Raw genomic sequence first — 13,906 nt, forward strand, 5'->3', positions numbered from 1 at the left:
CACGGAAAAGACGGCCGCCCTCTAACTTGAGAGCGACCGTCCACCGGAGACCTGGTGGTGATGGGATCTATTCAGCGGCGGCTTTCAGGAACGCCGGCAGCACATCGGGCTTCGGGTTTTCGACCTCGCCCTGCGGCTGCTCATCAGAACTTTCGAAGGCCATGCCGTCGGGCAGCCAGCGCGCGGTGCGCCTGGCCGTTTCCGGATCGATGCCGACCCGTTCGTCAGCGCCCTCCCGGAAAGCCGCTTCCATCGAGGCGGCGAGCGCGTCTTTCTTGAAGTCGCGGCGCTCATCGGCCCACTTCTGACCGATAACTTCCGCGGCGACGGAAAGGGCATGCTTTTTCGGGACGCGCGACCAGTAGTTTTTCGCGTCCGGACGCCAGCAATTTGCAACATCAGTGCTGCAACGGCGGCCGATCTCCTCAAGAACCGGCGAGCTATGGTCATCGTTGGCCAATTGCTGCTGAACAGCCTGCGCCGTCGCCCAGGCGAACAGCGCCTGCTTCTTTTCCATCGGCAGAGCCGACATCGTGATGAAGTCCTGCGGACTTTCGAGCGAGATCCACGACAGGTCGAGCGTGTTCTTGATTTCCTCAAGCATGGCAGCCGCGATCGTATCCTCCAGATATTCACGGCTCTTGAAGACCTCCGCCTGACGCATCGAGATATCGATCGGCGCGGCGGCATAGGCGATGGGCAGGCGGACGATCATCGAATAGAGCATCGCGTCGAAGGCAGTTTGATAGTCGCTGGCAAGGTGGGCCTGTAGGTTCTGATGCCGGATCGCACGCAGATCCGCCGAAAGCGAATTCGACACGCCGGCCTCCTTGCGTTTTTCCTCGGCCGACATCGTTTCAGAGCCGCCGGAGCGAATCTGCTGCCGCTTGTCGTCCGGATGCACCAGACCGGTCTCAACCCTCAACGCCCCGCGGTGATCGATGGACACAACGCAGCCTGCCCGGGCGCGCTGTTCATCGGTGTATTCCGACCGCTTCACGTCTGCGGATAGCGCCTCCAGATCGTTATGGAGTTGATCCCAGCGCGCCTGCACCTCGTCGGTCCAAGCCTCCTCGCCGATCTCCTCCATCTCCTCGATCTCGCCGTTCAAGGCATCGAGCTTGGCCTGATCCTCGGGGGCCGGCTCGACGGGGAGCGGGTATTCGCGACCATAGCGCATATACTGGTCATAGGTGACCGACAGATGCACATCGACCCATTTCCACTTTCCCGTCAGCTTCTCCGCCTCGGCGTTCAATGCCTCGGTCGCCAGACGATGCAACAATGCAACATCTTCAAGAACAACGTTGTCAGCTTCGGAAAACAGATCCCTGCGCACCGTTCCCCCGGCAGCCGTGTAAGCATCGACGCCGACAAATTGGGCGACATTATCGCTCGCCGACACTTCGTCCTCCGTAGCCAGGTGGCGAACCTGATAGGCGTTGATGCCGTGATAGGTAGACTTGAGCTGCTCGAAGATCTCGACCTGCCGGCTCCGGTCCTTGCAGATCGTGAACGCCGTCAGCGCGTCCAGGGAGAGCTCGTCGTTGCGGAAAGCAGTGAGAAGAACCGGATCGACCTCGGCCAGTTTGAGGCGGCGCTGCACGAGGTTTTCGGTCACGCCGAACTGATTGGCGATTTCGGTGGTCCTAAAGCCCTTTTCGATCATCGCCGCGAAGGCTTCATACTGGTCAGCGGGGTGCATATTGGCACGCACGACGTTTTCCGTGGTCGAGCTGATGATAGCCTGCTTTTCGGTCTCGACCTTGCAGGGTACAGCCGTTTCGGCCGGCAATGCGCCTTCGTCGATCAGCACCTGCAGCTGCTTCAGCCGACGACCGCCGCCATGAACCAGGAACTTGTTCTTGCCTGCGGGATAGACGAGCAGGTTTTGCTTGATGCCGCCGTCGGCCTTAATCGAGGCTTTCAGTTCCGCGTCGGCGGCTGCGCCGGCCTCGGTCTTGCGAACGTTGAGCGGGCTGAGCGCGAGCTGCCTGACGGGGATGATCTTGATGGCGTTCGAGGTCATTGCTGTTCTCCGGTATCGGCCGGGAGGAAAGACTTTCTCTCCTTTTGGAAGCCCGGCAACCGGGCTTCGCTGAACTCTTGCTCTATCGATCAGTGAAACCGACACAGCTGGCAAAATCAACGTTTCGGTTGTTTTTTGTTCTTTCATATGTTGCATAAGTCTTGTTGCGGACATTTCGCAGCCAAGGCCCCCACTTTGGCGAAACCCCTGTTCGAGGCAGGTGCCGCAACAAAAAAACGGGCTTCGCGCGGCGGCGAAGCCCGTTTGATTTGCTAAGATTTTCGGGCACCTCATGCCGCATGTTGGGTGGTTTGTTCGCAAGACGCCTGCAGAAGATAGTCCGCTGCTTTCTGGGCCTCGCTCGCGGCGCGGAAGATGTACTTCTTGTCGTTCTTCAGTGATCGAAGCCAACTCTCCACATAGGCCGCCGATTGTGAAAAGTCGGGGACCAGATCCAGTGAAACGCAAAGCATGGCGGAACCGATTTCGGCACAAAGCTCCTCGAAGGCGAGGTCGGCTTTGCGGCAAAACCTCTGATTCCGATCAAGCCGGCCTGCATGGCTGGTAGCGTGAGACTTATGCCGATATCGGCATAAGGGTCATTATGCCGTAAGACGGGTTATGCCGCATGGCCGGTTTGGTGGCTTTCGCACCTGCGTTCTGCCTTGCAGCAGTTCGGCATAATCAGAGCGTTTCGAGGAACTCAGAAGTTCTGATTAAGTGCACCGTTCTCGAAGTCTGACTGTCAGTCACTGCGGACATTCCCAACATTCGTCCACCATGGACTTTGCCCTTGTGCCCACCTCTGTTTTGTAGGTATACTGGTCTACCTATATTCTAGGAGCAACTAATGACCATGCCAGACGCCACACCGAAAATCAGTGCTCACGACCGCCTCATACAGGCCGCGATGATCCTATTCTACAATCATGGCATCGGCGGGACCGGCATAGACGCCATCGTGGAACGCGCGGGGGTGGCGAAAAAGAGCCTTTACAATAATTTCGCCTCGAAGGCTGATCTGGTGAACCAGTATATCGAAGCGAGGCATGCGGAATGGCTGGCACTTTACGCTGCGCGAGAAGCTACGGCATCCCATCCGAAAGAACGCATCCTAGCCGTCTTTGACGCCTATCAGGATCACGCTGAACACGCCTATGAGCGTGGATTTCGCGGGTGTGGGCTGTTAAATGCGGCGGCCGAACTTGAGGCGGGCGATGCCGGTCGCGAGGCCGTTCGGCGGCACAAGGAACAGGTAGAAAACATCGTCGCTCAACATCTTTCCGAGATTGTACCGGATGACTTTCACCGTGTGTCAAGCCTTGCAGCACACATCGCCTTCTTGCTGGAAGGTGCTATGACGCGGGCGGGGCTTGAGGGCAACAGTGCAAGGGTCATATCGGCACGGGCCATGGTGTCCGACATGCTGAAGGCGCTTTGATATGACGCAAGGATATGTCGGGGGAGTTGTCGCGATCCTGTTCGCAGCCGTTGTCTGGGGCACAACCGGGACTGCTGCAACCTTTGCGCCAGATGTCAGCCCTGCAGCCATCGGCGCGGCAGCAATGGGGATTGGTGGGATGGCGCAAGCCTTGATCGCCCTGCGCGGCATCAGCCGTTCCCACGCAGCATTATGGGATCAACGCAGGTTGCTCATGATCGGGGCGGTTGCGGTCGCAGCCTATCCTTTGGCCTTCTATGCCTCGATGAGGTTGGCGGGAGTGACGATTGGAACAGTCATCACCATCGGGTCCGCGCCGCTGCTATCAGCTCTCATTGAATATGTTTTGGATCGGACAGATCTGACAGCACGCTGGGCCATCGGAGCCTTGGTCGGACTGATTGGCATGACTTTCATCTGTGTGGCGGAAAGCGCGTCGCATAGCGAGGTGGTCGGCGGGGACAACGTCCCCCTTGGTGTGACCCTAGGCCTTATCGGAGGGCTAACCTACGCCCTATACTCCTGGACCGCGCGCAGGATGATGCTCCGGGGCATGAGATCATCCGTAGCGATGGGTGCAACCTTCGGACTTGGTGGCCTTCTGCTGATGCCAGTGCTTGTCGCGACAGGTGGGCCATTCCTCGCGTCGTGGGAAAATGCGGCAGTCGGAATGTATATGGCTACCGTGCCAATGTTCCTAGGATATCTGTGTTTCGGCTATGGCCTTGCTCGTGTGCGATCTAGCATGGCAACCACAATTACGCTGCTGGAGCCTGTCATTGCCGCAGTTCTGGCCGTGATCATCGTGGGCGAGCGCTTGCCAGTCCTCGGATGGGTCGGCGTGGCATTGGTCGTGGGATGCCTTGGCATCATCACGATGCCTTATTCACGAAAACAAATAGCGACTGAACTCGGAGTGAGGTCCGCCTGAATGCGGATTTGGGTTCGAAGCGGACAACTTCATTGCCGAGGACGCACGGGGTCTCGTCGAAATCCGCCGCAGGGCTGGTCAAACAGCCCGGATTTTCCACCAAGATAGTGTTCCAAGAACATGGAGCACACGAAATGGAAATATCCAAGGAAACTACCTGCCTCGATTGCTATCTCGAATCGTTCGAGAAAAGTCTTTCATTCCAAAACTACAAGCCAACCACGCTGAACAACTATCGTTGCCTGCTTCGGCGGTTCGGTCGCTTGCTCGACGCCGAGGGCATCACTCCGTCGGCGTTGACGCCAGACCTTGCCGTCGAGTTGGGGCAGAGATTGCCGGCCACGCCGAAGAGCCAGGTGAAGATCCCCAATCTCGCAAGGCTGTTCGTCACGCACCTGATTGAAATAGGTGTTGCGACACGACCGCCTCTGACGCCCGCGCAGGCCGACCGCGCAGAACTGCTGGGCAACTTCGAAATCTATCTCGTCCGGCAGCGGGGTCTCAGCCCGCGCACGATCTATCATGTGCTCCGGTTCGCGGACCGCTTCCTTGATTATCGCTTCGGCGAGAACCTGCTCGATCTACCAGCGCTGAACGTCAAGGATATCGTGGCGTTCATGGAGTATCTTTTGACGCGCAAGCGGCCGTTCCGCGACAAGACACCGGCCACGCATCTGCGCAGCTTCTTCCAGTATCTGTTCGCTCAGGGCCTCACGACGACCAACCTGTCGCTCTGCGTCCCTCGCGTGCATAGATCCTGGGGCGCAAGGCTCCCTCGATACCTGTCGCCTGAGGAGGTGGAGGCCGTTGTGACCTCGGTGCGCGGCAATCCACGGCGCGGCACCCGTGACTACGCCATGCTGTTGCTGATGGCGCGCCTCGGCCTGCATGCGCCGGAGATCATCGCAATCCAGTTGGATGACATCGACTGGCGCGCCGGCGAACTGATGGTTCGTGGGAAAGGCCAGCAACATGATCGGCTGCCTATCCCGCCGGACGTCGGCGAAGCGATCAGCGAATACCTACGTGAGGATCGCTCCTCCGCAACCACACGCACGCTGTTCGTGACGCATCGAGCACCCAATCGCCCGTTCAAGGACAGCCAGGTCATCAACGCCATATTGAAGGAGGCATTCGCGGCGACGGGCGTGAAGCCGCCAACACCCTACGTCGGATCACATGTTCTACGCCACAGCCTGGCAACGAACATGGTCCGTGCCGGGGCGTCGCTGGAGGAGATCGGCGATCTGCTGCGACATAGGTCGCGGGCGACGAAGATGATCTACGCAAAGCTCGACACGGAGGGTCTGCGTTCCATTGCCCAGCCCTGGCCGGTCGCGGAGGCGGCACGATGAGCTTCCTCACCGAAATGGACCGATACCTCACCATCAGACGGCAGCTCGGCGCCGATCTCAGCACCGATGAACGGATATTGCGCCGCTTCGTCACGTTTGCCGACCGTGATGGGGCGCAACACGTCAGCACAAGCCTCGTCATGCGCTGGCTCGAAAGCCTGCCTTCCGCCAGCGCCGGAACAAGGGCGACACGCTTCAGGGTCGCCCGCCAGTTTGCCGAATGGTTGCACGGCATTGACCCAAGGCACGAAACTCCACCACGGGGATTGGTGCCAGGCCGCGTTCAGCGTTCTCACCCCTATATCTACAGCGATGCCGAAATCGTTGCGATCATCGAGCATGCGCGAATGCTGCCTTCGGTCTACGGCCTTCGCGGGCTGACCTGCTCGACGCTGTTCGGCCTGATCGCCGTGACCGGGCTTAGGATCAGCGAAGCTCTTGCTCTTGACCCTGCCGACCTTGATGTAGAATCCGGCGTGCTTCGCATCCGGCAAGGCAAGCTTGGCAAGGAACGGTTGCTGCCGCTGGACCCAAGCGTCGTACTACGGCTGGAAAGCTATGGTCGCGAGCGGGACCGGCTGCTCGGGGGCAGGCCGGAGGCATTCTTCGTGAACTGTGAAGGGCGTCGATTTGGCGACTGCAGTGCACGCTACAACTTCGCGCATGTCTGCCAGCAGATCGGACTGCGAGAATCGCAGCTTTATCTTCGGCACGGTCGTCGCCCGCGCATCCACGATCTTCGTCATACCTTCGCGGTGCGGACCATGCTGAGCTGGTATAGATCAGGCAAAGACGTCGGCCGCGAGATGATCAAGCTGACGACATGGCTAGGTCATGCGAACCCCGCCCACACATACTGGTATCTGGAAGCGGTACCAGAACTGCTGGAACTGGCCTCGGCCCGAATAACCGGCGCAGTAGCGGAGGAGGAAACCCGATGAAAACGAGTAACTTCCCTGCGCTGATCCAGCGCTTCTTCACTGACCGTCTCTGCACCCAGATGGAGGCAAGCCAAAATACCATTGCCGGCTACCGCGACACGTTCCGGCTGTTGATCCGGTACGCAAGCGCACGGTGTGAAAAGCCGCCCACCAGGCTGACAATTGGGGACCTCGATGCCGATCTCGTCGCCGACTTCCTGGTCCATGTCGAGACGGTTCGCGGTAATACGGCGCGCACCCGCAATACAAGGCTTGCCGCCATCCGCTCATTCTTCCGCTACGTCGCATTAACCGAGCCAAGCTGGCTTCTTCATTGCCAGCGGATACTCTCGATGCCGAACAAGCGGTATGTAAAGAGGAGTGTCACGTTCCTCGACGCGGATGAGATCGCGGCTTTGCTGGCTGCGCCGGATCGGGCGACGTGGGCGGGGCGGCGGGATCATGTCCTGCTGGTGCTTGCACTTCAAACCGGTTTACGCGCTTCCGAATTGGTCAACCTGCGCTGCAAGGATGTGATCCTTGGCACCGGCGCCCATATCCGTTGCATCGGCAAAGGCCGAAAAGAACGCAGTACGCCTCTTCGCCGCGACACGGCCAAGCTTATCCAGACCTGGATCGGCGAACGGCGCGAGAGCGATGGACCGCTGTTCCCCTCGATCCGGGGTGACCGGCTCAGCCGGGATGCATTGGAGCATCTGGTTCGCAAGCATTACCGTCTGAATGATGGAGGGCATAGCGATCACGACCTTCTGAAGGTGCCGATTTCGAACCGGTTTCCATTCAATTGAAACACCCGCAGAATTTATTTGAGAGTCGGATATCGCGGCGCTTTTTGCGCTTGGCGGTCTCGGCATCTAGTCGAACCTCTTCCCGCAATCGGCACGAAGCGAAAGACTGAAAGTCTTTCCGGACGAGCGATCGTGACCCGCATGGGCGAAGACGGCCTTTGGGCGGCTTCGTGCCGCAGGCATAGAGCGCGGTCGGCCATCGGCCGAACGGCCAAGATTTCGCATGATGACAATGCTTGGTCAGTTGAAATTCATTACCCTTCCTGCTGACCAACGCAAAAGTATACCACCATCGCCTCCGATACAGACTTCATCGCCGTCATCGCCGGCGGCACATGCCTTGAATGGATAGGAATGCAATGTTTCAAAAGGTTTATTGAGCACTTGCCTCTGAAAAACATGAACAATTTGTTCAAGGTCGAACATGCACGTTTTCACAAAATCGCACTCAAAAGAAACACGACCATCAGGCGAAATAATCGCCTTCATCAACGGGCTAGTTGCCTGAAACAGATCGCCCCGAGCATCTAGGCAATTCGATGCTTCGGTTTCGGTCCTTATCGCGTTTTCGCAGTAGTCAGGAACTGACCGTAACAGTTGTTCAATTTCTGCACGATGGGTTTTGAAATCACCCGCATCGATGCATATCACTCTTTCATCTGCGGGAGATGATGCTCCGTCAAGAACTCGCAGCGGGGCATTGAGCGAGTTGGTCTCCTGATAGCAAACCAAACCTCTGCGGTTAAATTCCGCGACTTGGTCAACTAGCGACATTTTCAGATTTACGCCTTTGATTGTGATCGGCGCGGCGCTGGCGCCAGTGGCCGAACTACCAAGAGCAAACATGCTAACGCCAAGCATGATAAGGGTGATCTTCCAGGACATTCCTCTACTCCAAGTACACATTCGACACTATCGATTTCATATATACAAACAGATCACCCGCACCAATGGCGCTTCCGCTCGTTCCAGGCGGCCGACCCGCCCCGATATCGAAGTGCAAGCCCCTCTCTGACGAGAATTTGCCCAGCGTCCCTTCCGTCAACCTCGACATGGATCAAATTCCGACCGTATTTGTCGGTTGTCCCGCTGTCGATGATTTCGACGGTCCCGGCCTGACCGATCAGCGCCCGCAATCTGTCTCGGGCCTGATACCCCACCTTTTCCTCGTAGCTGCACCGCGGCTTTGAGATTTCGGGCGTGTCGATATCAAGCAACCGCATACGCTGACCATCAATTTTGATGGTGTCCCCGTCGTAGACGCTGATTTCGCCGGCGCTGGTCACGATCGTTGTTTGCCGGCCGTATTTTTCAGCCTGCCGGCCGATCTCCCGAAGGACCGATTTCGGGACGCCGATCGATTGGGCAATGCTGCCGGCCTCCGGAATGGCGGCAATGATGGCGATGGCGCCGGCAAGACCGAGCAAAAATTTGGATCGCATGCGTTTCATGTCAGCGTTTCAGCCTCCTAAGTTCCTACTGGATCGGCGCCGCGCACGTCTGCTGCGCGGCCAATTTTCGAGCTAGCAGCCCGTTCAGGGATTTTTCGAGATGCAAATCGCCGGCCTTCGCCTTCCTGGCCATTCCCCGAAGATAGCCGCCCGGCGAACTGACTTCGCCGTCCGCTTGTTTTTGGGCGGTGATGGCAAGGGCGAGCGCAGCGAGCCCTTGCCCTGCGACCGTTCGCATTTCCGCCCAGGCATGGGCCGACACGCCGAGCATCGGGCGAAGTTCAGCGGCGTATGCGTCGAGATCGCGCCAGCTTCGCAGCGGCTCGGTGGAAAGCTCGGTGATAATCGGGCATGCCGTCAGCACGGTTCGCAGATCTATCCGTCGGCCGGATTTCACTGATTTTTCGGGTTGCTCATGCCCCTCAGCTTGCCGAGGCTCATTTTCAAGAGCCATTCTTTCAGCGCCGTAGGCGCTGTCAGCGTGAAAACCAGAGCGTTGCGCGTCAGCGCAACTCCATTCGTCATTACAAGATACGTTTTCAGGTTGGGTTGTAGGTTCTAATAGGTGTCCGCTCAGGGACACCTTGGTGTCAGTTTTCTTGTCCAAGTCACTCATGACGAGGGCATTGAGCGTCTTCCAAAGGCGTTCGAAATCGCGGTGCATCCGCTCCAGATGCTCGACGCTGGCGCGGCCGATCTTTCCGAGAAAGGCCCTGAGCTGGTCGAAGCGCTGGGCAATCGAATGCCAGCGCGACGGCTTGACCGTCTCCTTGGCGATTTCGAGCGTTGCCATGATATCGCGGCGCAGTGACGTAATGTCGTTGCGGAGGACGCGGCGGCGCTGATTGTCCAGGTCGTACCTGTCGGCTTTCGCTGTCAGCTCATCAAACCGCGCTTCGAGCAAAGCGAGGCTGATGCCGTGAGCATGAACGATGCGGCCGGAACGATCGCGCTGGCCGGATCGCCGGCAATTGGCGCTGTCGTAATGCGAGATGATGCCCATGTCGGTCAGTGACCGTAGCGCGGCGCGTGTCGCGTTGACGCTGATATTGAGCTGGCGGGCCATGGCCTCGTTGGACAGCCAAACGATCGGCTGAGATCCGTTTTTCCAGTCCTGGTAATAGGTGGCGTCGAACAGGATATTGAGGAGCAGCATCTGCGTGGTATTCGTTTTCAGAACGGGACGTATGCGGTTCAGGAGCCGCCTGATTTCGGCGCGGCTATGGTCTCCGATCGGGGCCTTGGCCGCGAGATCGGAAAAATAGGCGCGCTCGGGTGTCTGTTTTCGCCACCCGGTCGATGATTTTAACATTCCGTTTTCCTTGCTTTCGAGCAGGAAGCAGGCAAAGGGGTATCGTGCGCAGAAACTGCGTTTTTCCTCTTGCCCACGATGTCGGGTGAATGCTAAAAAGGGCCTATCAACGTCTTGGCTATTTTTAGCACTAAGCCCCCGCCGGTTGCAGCCGCGCGGGGCTTTGTCGTTCTGAGGCTACCTCAACTTTTCTCTCCTTTTTGTCGCGCTGAGTTTGACTTCACCGAAGCCAAAATAGATTCAGCGGCATCCGCCAACTGGTTCTGTCTCGCGTTGATCAGGCTATAGTCGCCACCCACAGCGCAAATTGCGCTGCCGCCGGCAATGCCTTCCGAGAACACACATGCGCAAACGGGAGCTTTGGCGGTGGTTTCTCGAGCTATGCTCATCCCTGAACCTCACGCGTCTCAAAGCCATAGTCGATCATTGAGCGGTATCTGTAGCCGGGCAGGGCGGGGTGTTGGCGGCCAGCAACAAGGCTGCGAATGGCCCTCAGTGCATTCGGGAAAGCATACCCATAGCGCTCGATGAGCCAGAACCCGCAACACGCGAGGACCAGTGCGATGAAGGTCCATAGCCGCAGGTGCAATGTCAAAAGCAGGAAGAAGAATATCAGGCGGGCATCGAAGATAAGCAGGCGCGGCGTTCGCACTGTTTCCCGCCAGTAAACCGGCGTGCCGTAGATGTTGAAGCTGCTTTCCGCCATCAGTTCGCCACTCCGACATTTTCAAGGAACAGGATGCCGATCATTTGACCGGCCCGAACCTTGACCAGGGGTCCGTTCGGCGCGTTGTTGTTGAGGTCGCTGGAAATGGCGTCGCCAGCTGCGGCGAAGCCGGCATAGATGCTTTCGTTCACCGTCGGCTTGTTGGTGATGATGGAGCCAATATTGTCGGAAATGCCGACATATTGCTGTTGCGGTTGAGACAGAGAGCCGCTCAGACCGGATATGAACGCGGCCGCCAGTTTACCGCCGTAGCGCTGAAAATAACGACGGTCGATGTCAGTTTTCACGGCGATGGTCGACTGCTGTGCATCGATCGCGTAGGCGCTGGTGTCGTAGTTTGCGCCATCGGGCATCACGATCCGATCGAACTGGATGACGAGCGCGCTCTGCGTCTTGTTCACCTCAAAAGCGCCAATGGCGCGGGCGCCATCAAGGGGGCCACTGATGATCTCGGCGATCACCGGTCCGGGCGTATCGGAATCGGAAGCGTTCTGGATACGCGCCATGACAGTGTCGCCGGCGACCGCATAGGTTTGAACCGACGAAGATCCGGACGCCTGGGCAGAACCATTGCCACCGCCCTGTCCATTGCTGGCTGCGAGCGGTTCAGGCGGCGTATACAGGTCCTGTTCAATGACAACCGTTGCCTGTGAGGCCACAGGCTGCCAGGACTGAAGCAATCCTTGCTGTTGCGCGCTCATGGCGCTCGCAAGCTGATCGATGCGTCGATAGTCAGTCTGCGGTTTGGGGGGCTGCCGCCGATCGGCGGTTCGGTACTCAACAGGCTGGACGCGACGCTCAATGACATTGGCGGGCGCGACGGGCCGTTTGACCGGCGGCGGATCTTTCCTCTGCCCAATCGTGTCGATCGACCGCATGGCTTCGTCAGGTGTCGCGATGAAGCTTTCGTCGTTTTCGAAAGCGGTCTTGGCACCGAGCTCGTTCGACTGATCGAGCGTATTCTGGTAGCGCTCCGACCTTCCTTGCTGTTCGCCGCCGGGTGTACTCTCGACATTCGGTGGGCGTGCAACGCTCGACGATGGAACGGGCGAAGACGAATAGCTCTGCCACAGAACGAAACCAAGACCGACCGCGATCACGAGAATACCGCCGTAGACAATGCGATTGTTGCGCTGCGCGCTCCGATCGATCGTGGAACGCCGTTCATCGTTCATGGGCGATTCAGTCTCGACTTCCGGTGCGGCCTGGGGCGTTTCGCTGGTATCGGGGTTGTTGTGGATCTCGTCAGATCGGTTTTCTGCATCGGTCATTGGAAAATTCTCACTTTCTTGACAGAGCCATCGGACGAGATCAGTGCAACGGGCGTCGGTTTGAGCTTGTAGGCGTGCACCGAGCCAGGACCGGTCAGGCTTTCAGTCCAGGATGGTGAAAGCAGCGTGCTGGTCGTGCGGATGTAGAGATCCTTTCCGTATCGCCATGCCGATACGGACGGTTCGTCCGTGGAAAGCCTCGTGGCATTTTGTGGAATGCCGGCGCCTTGGACGAACGCCATCATGACCTGGTTGGAGGCGCGGCTCGGCGGAGCGCTGACGGCCGTGGAAACATGCGCATTCGGGCCAAGACCGTCGACCTGATAGTCGCGCCGATATTGCGTGACCTTTTCGTTTGTTTCGACGTCGATAATTAATGGCCGGTCCTCACCGACCAGAGAAACGGTCAGGTTTGTGAAGGCATGCGGGAGAAGCGGCGTGATCATGAGCTGATTGCTCCCCTCCTGCATCGCATAGACCTGAAACGCATTGGGGCGACCGACGCCATAGCTGGCAATAGGCCAAGCCTTTCCGGTGCGGTCAAAGAAGGCAAGGTTGGAGATCGTTCCAGGCGAGGTTTTGATAGCGGTGGTTTGTGCGGATGCCTCAAGCGAAACCTGAACCTGATCAGAGATCGCCTTCGGCCGAAATCCAGCCGCGGGTTGAGCTGCGGCTTTCTGGCTTTCATTCACTCGCCGCTTGTAGTCGCGGATCAACTCGGGGGCCATCGGCATTTGAGATTGAACCGCAGCGCCGTAAGCCGTGATTTCTTCCGGCGAAAGCGGGCGATCCAACTCATCCAGCGACTTGAGTAGGTGGTCGGACCCAATGACAGGAAACTCGCTGTCGGGCTGCTCGTATTGTTGCTGGTCGGCGCGCTGCTGATTAATCTGTTCGGCGCGCTGCGTGCCTTGTGCAGCCGCCTGGGCAAGTCCGCTCGGCGCGTCCTGCGCGCGAGCGGGTGTCGTGGTCGCCAGAAGAACGCATAGAAGGGCGCCTGAAGTACGCATTGTCATTAGGCGCCTCCACGCGCTGCGATAAAGCGGTTGATCGCGACGGCTTCAGGGGTCTGATAGGTTTCCATCCGATTGATGGTAACTGTCACAAGAAGATCCTGCCCCGATACTTCACTTGCGGATTCATAGGTGATGCGGAGCGGAATCTGCACGACCCACTGATAGACGCCACGAGCATTTGGCCCCTGTGAAAGGATCACTGCGTCTTGAGCAACCGCCGTGGTATTCAGCCTGCGCTCCTTCACCATTTCGAGCTGACCGCTCTTGTCGAGAGCGTCGATGAACGAGTTCCATCCGGCGGGCTGCGTGAAATACTTCTGCACGGCTGTGAGGTCGGCGCGATAGTTGGTGAACGAGTAGGTCAGCGCGGCGGTCACGGCCTGGGTGGCGAAGTTGGCGACTTCGTTTGCATTGAGGTGCGGTTTATCCAAAGCCACCAATGGCAAGATTTGGCCGTTGGTTGTTGTCGCAAAGTAGCGGGGCTCGGGCCTATGGGTGGCAAGATAGGCCGCTGCGCCCACCGAAACGACGGTTGTGACCAGAAGCGCACAGCTGATTACCGACATCACCCGGAAAGCCGTCCGATACGTCTGTGTGCGCTTCATGACGGTTTCGAGTGCGCCGTAGGATTGCTCGCTCATGCC

Annotated in this window: 12 protein-coding genes and 2 pseudogenes; 5 read left to right on the forward strand and 9 right to left on the reverse strand. The window is 58.3% G+C overall.

Features of this window, described 5'->3' with window-relative positions; genetic code table 11:
* Positions 1–67: 67 nt before the first annotated feature.
* Both JET14_RS20915 and JET14_RS20920 read right to left on the reverse strand, forming a co-directional pair.
* Positions 68–2,176 carry a ParB/RepB/Spo0J family partition protein gene (locus JET14_RS20915; RefSeq protein ID WP_200338270.1) on the reverse strand — a complete coding sequence of 703 codons (2,109 nt, stop codon included), beginning with the start codon at positions 2,174–2,176 and terminating at the stop codon, positions 68–70.
* Positions 2,177–2,319: 143 nt separating this feature from the next.
* Positions 2,320–2,592 (reverse strand): annotated as a pseudogene (locus tag JET14_RS20920) (zincin-like metallopeptidase domain-containing protein); the annotation flags it as partial.
* 287 nt (positions 2,593–2,879) lie between these two features.
* On the opposite strand from JET14_RS20920, the gene JET14_RS20925 reads away from it, so the two are divergent.
* The 5 genes and pseudogenes from JET14_RS20925 to JET14_RS20945 all read left to right on the forward strand — a co-directional run.
* Positions 2,880–3,470, forward strand: a complete 591-nt coding sequence (locus tag JET14_RS20925; protein WP_200338271.1) for a TetR/AcrR family transcriptional regulator — start codon at positions 2,880–2,882, stop codon at positions 3,468–3,470.
* Position 3,471: 1 nt separating this feature from the next.
* Complete coding sequence (locus JET14_RS20930) at positions 3,472–4,401, forward strand: DMT family transporter (protein WP_200338272.1); 930 nt, start codon at positions 3,472–3,474, stop codon at positions 4,399–4,401.
* A gap of 134 nt (positions 4,402–4,535) precedes the next feature.
* Positions 4,536–5,756, forward strand: a complete 1,221-nt coding sequence (locus JET14_RS20935) for a site-specific integrase (RefSeq protein ID WP_200338273.1) — start codon at positions 4,536–4,538, stop codon at positions 5,754–5,756.
* Positions 5,753–6,697, forward strand: coding sequence for a tyrosine-type recombinase/integrase (locus JET14_RS20940; protein ID WP_200338274.1), 945 nt, complete (start codon positions 5,753–5,755; stop codon positions 6,695–6,697). Before JET14_RS20935 ends, JET14_RS20940 begins: the two co-directional genes overlap by 4 nt.
* A pseudogene (locus JET14_RS20945) lies at positions 6,694–7,407 on the forward strand (tyrosine-type recombinase/integrase); the annotation flags it as partial. The gene JET14_RS20940 and the pseudogene JET14_RS20945, both read left to right, overlap by 4 nt.
* A 318-nt stretch (positions 7,408–7,725) precedes the next feature.
* On the opposite strand, the gene JET14_RS20950 reads toward JET14_RS20945, so the two are convergent.
* The 7 genes from JET14_RS20950 to JET14_RS20980 all read right to left on the reverse strand — a co-directional run bounded on the left by JET14_RS20950 (position 7,726) and on the right by JET14_RS20980 (position 13,903).
* Positions 7,726–8,370, reverse strand: a complete 645-nt coding sequence (locus JET14_RS20950; protein WP_200338275.1) for a hypothetical protein — start codon at positions 8,368–8,370, stop codon at positions 7,726–7,728.
* A gap of 53 nt (positions 8,371–8,423) precedes the next feature.
* Complete coding sequence (locus tag JET14_RS22835; RefSeq protein WP_246750667.1) at positions 8,424–8,936, reverse strand: thermonuclease family protein; 513 nt, start codon at positions 8,934–8,936, stop codon at positions 8,424–8,426.
* Between the two features lie 25 nt (positions 8,937–8,961).
* On the reverse strand, positions 8,962–10,248 hold the full coding sequence (gene repC / locus JET14_RS20960) for a plasmid replication protein RepC (protein WP_200338276.1): 1,287 nt from the start codon (positions 10,246–10,248) through the stop codon (positions 8,962–8,964).
* A gap of 385 nt (positions 10,249–10,633) precedes the next feature.
* On the reverse strand, positions 10,634–10,954 hold the full coding sequence (gene icmT, locus JET14_RS20965) for an IcmT/TraK family protein (protein WP_200338277.1): 321 nt from the start codon (positions 10,952–10,954) through the stop codon (positions 10,634–10,636).
* Positions 10,954–12,246 (reverse strand): DotG/IcmE/VirB10 family protein, encoded by a 1,293-nt coding sequence (locus tag JET14_RS20970; protein WP_200338278.1) that lies wholly within the window; start codon positions 12,244–12,246, stop codon positions 10,954–10,956. Before JET14_RS20970 ends, icmT begins: the two co-directional genes overlap by 1 nt.
* Positions 12,243–13,262 (reverse strand): DotH/IcmK family type IV secretion protein, encoded by a 1,020-nt coding sequence (locus JET14_RS20975; protein WP_246750668.1) that lies wholly within the window; start codon positions 13,260–13,262, stop codon positions 12,243–12,245. The genes JET14_RS20970 and JET14_RS20975 overlap by 4 nt, the downstream gene beginning before the upstream one ends.
* A complete protein-coding gene (locus JET14_RS20980) occupies positions 13,262–13,903 on the reverse strand; it encodes a type IVB secretion system apparatus protein IcmL/DotI (protein ID WP_106308663.1) in 642 nt (213 codons plus the stop codon). Before JET14_RS20980 ends, JET14_RS20975 begins: the two co-directional genes overlap by 1 nt.
* Between the last annotated feature and the right edge of the window lie 3 nt (positions 13,904–13,906).

Origin of the sequence: Martelella lutilitoris (assembly GCF_016598595.1) — a bacterium.
GTDB classification, from domain to species: domain Bacteria; phylum Pseudomonadota; class Alphaproteobacteria; order Rhizobiales; family Rhizobiaceae; genus Martelella; species Martelella lutilitoris_A.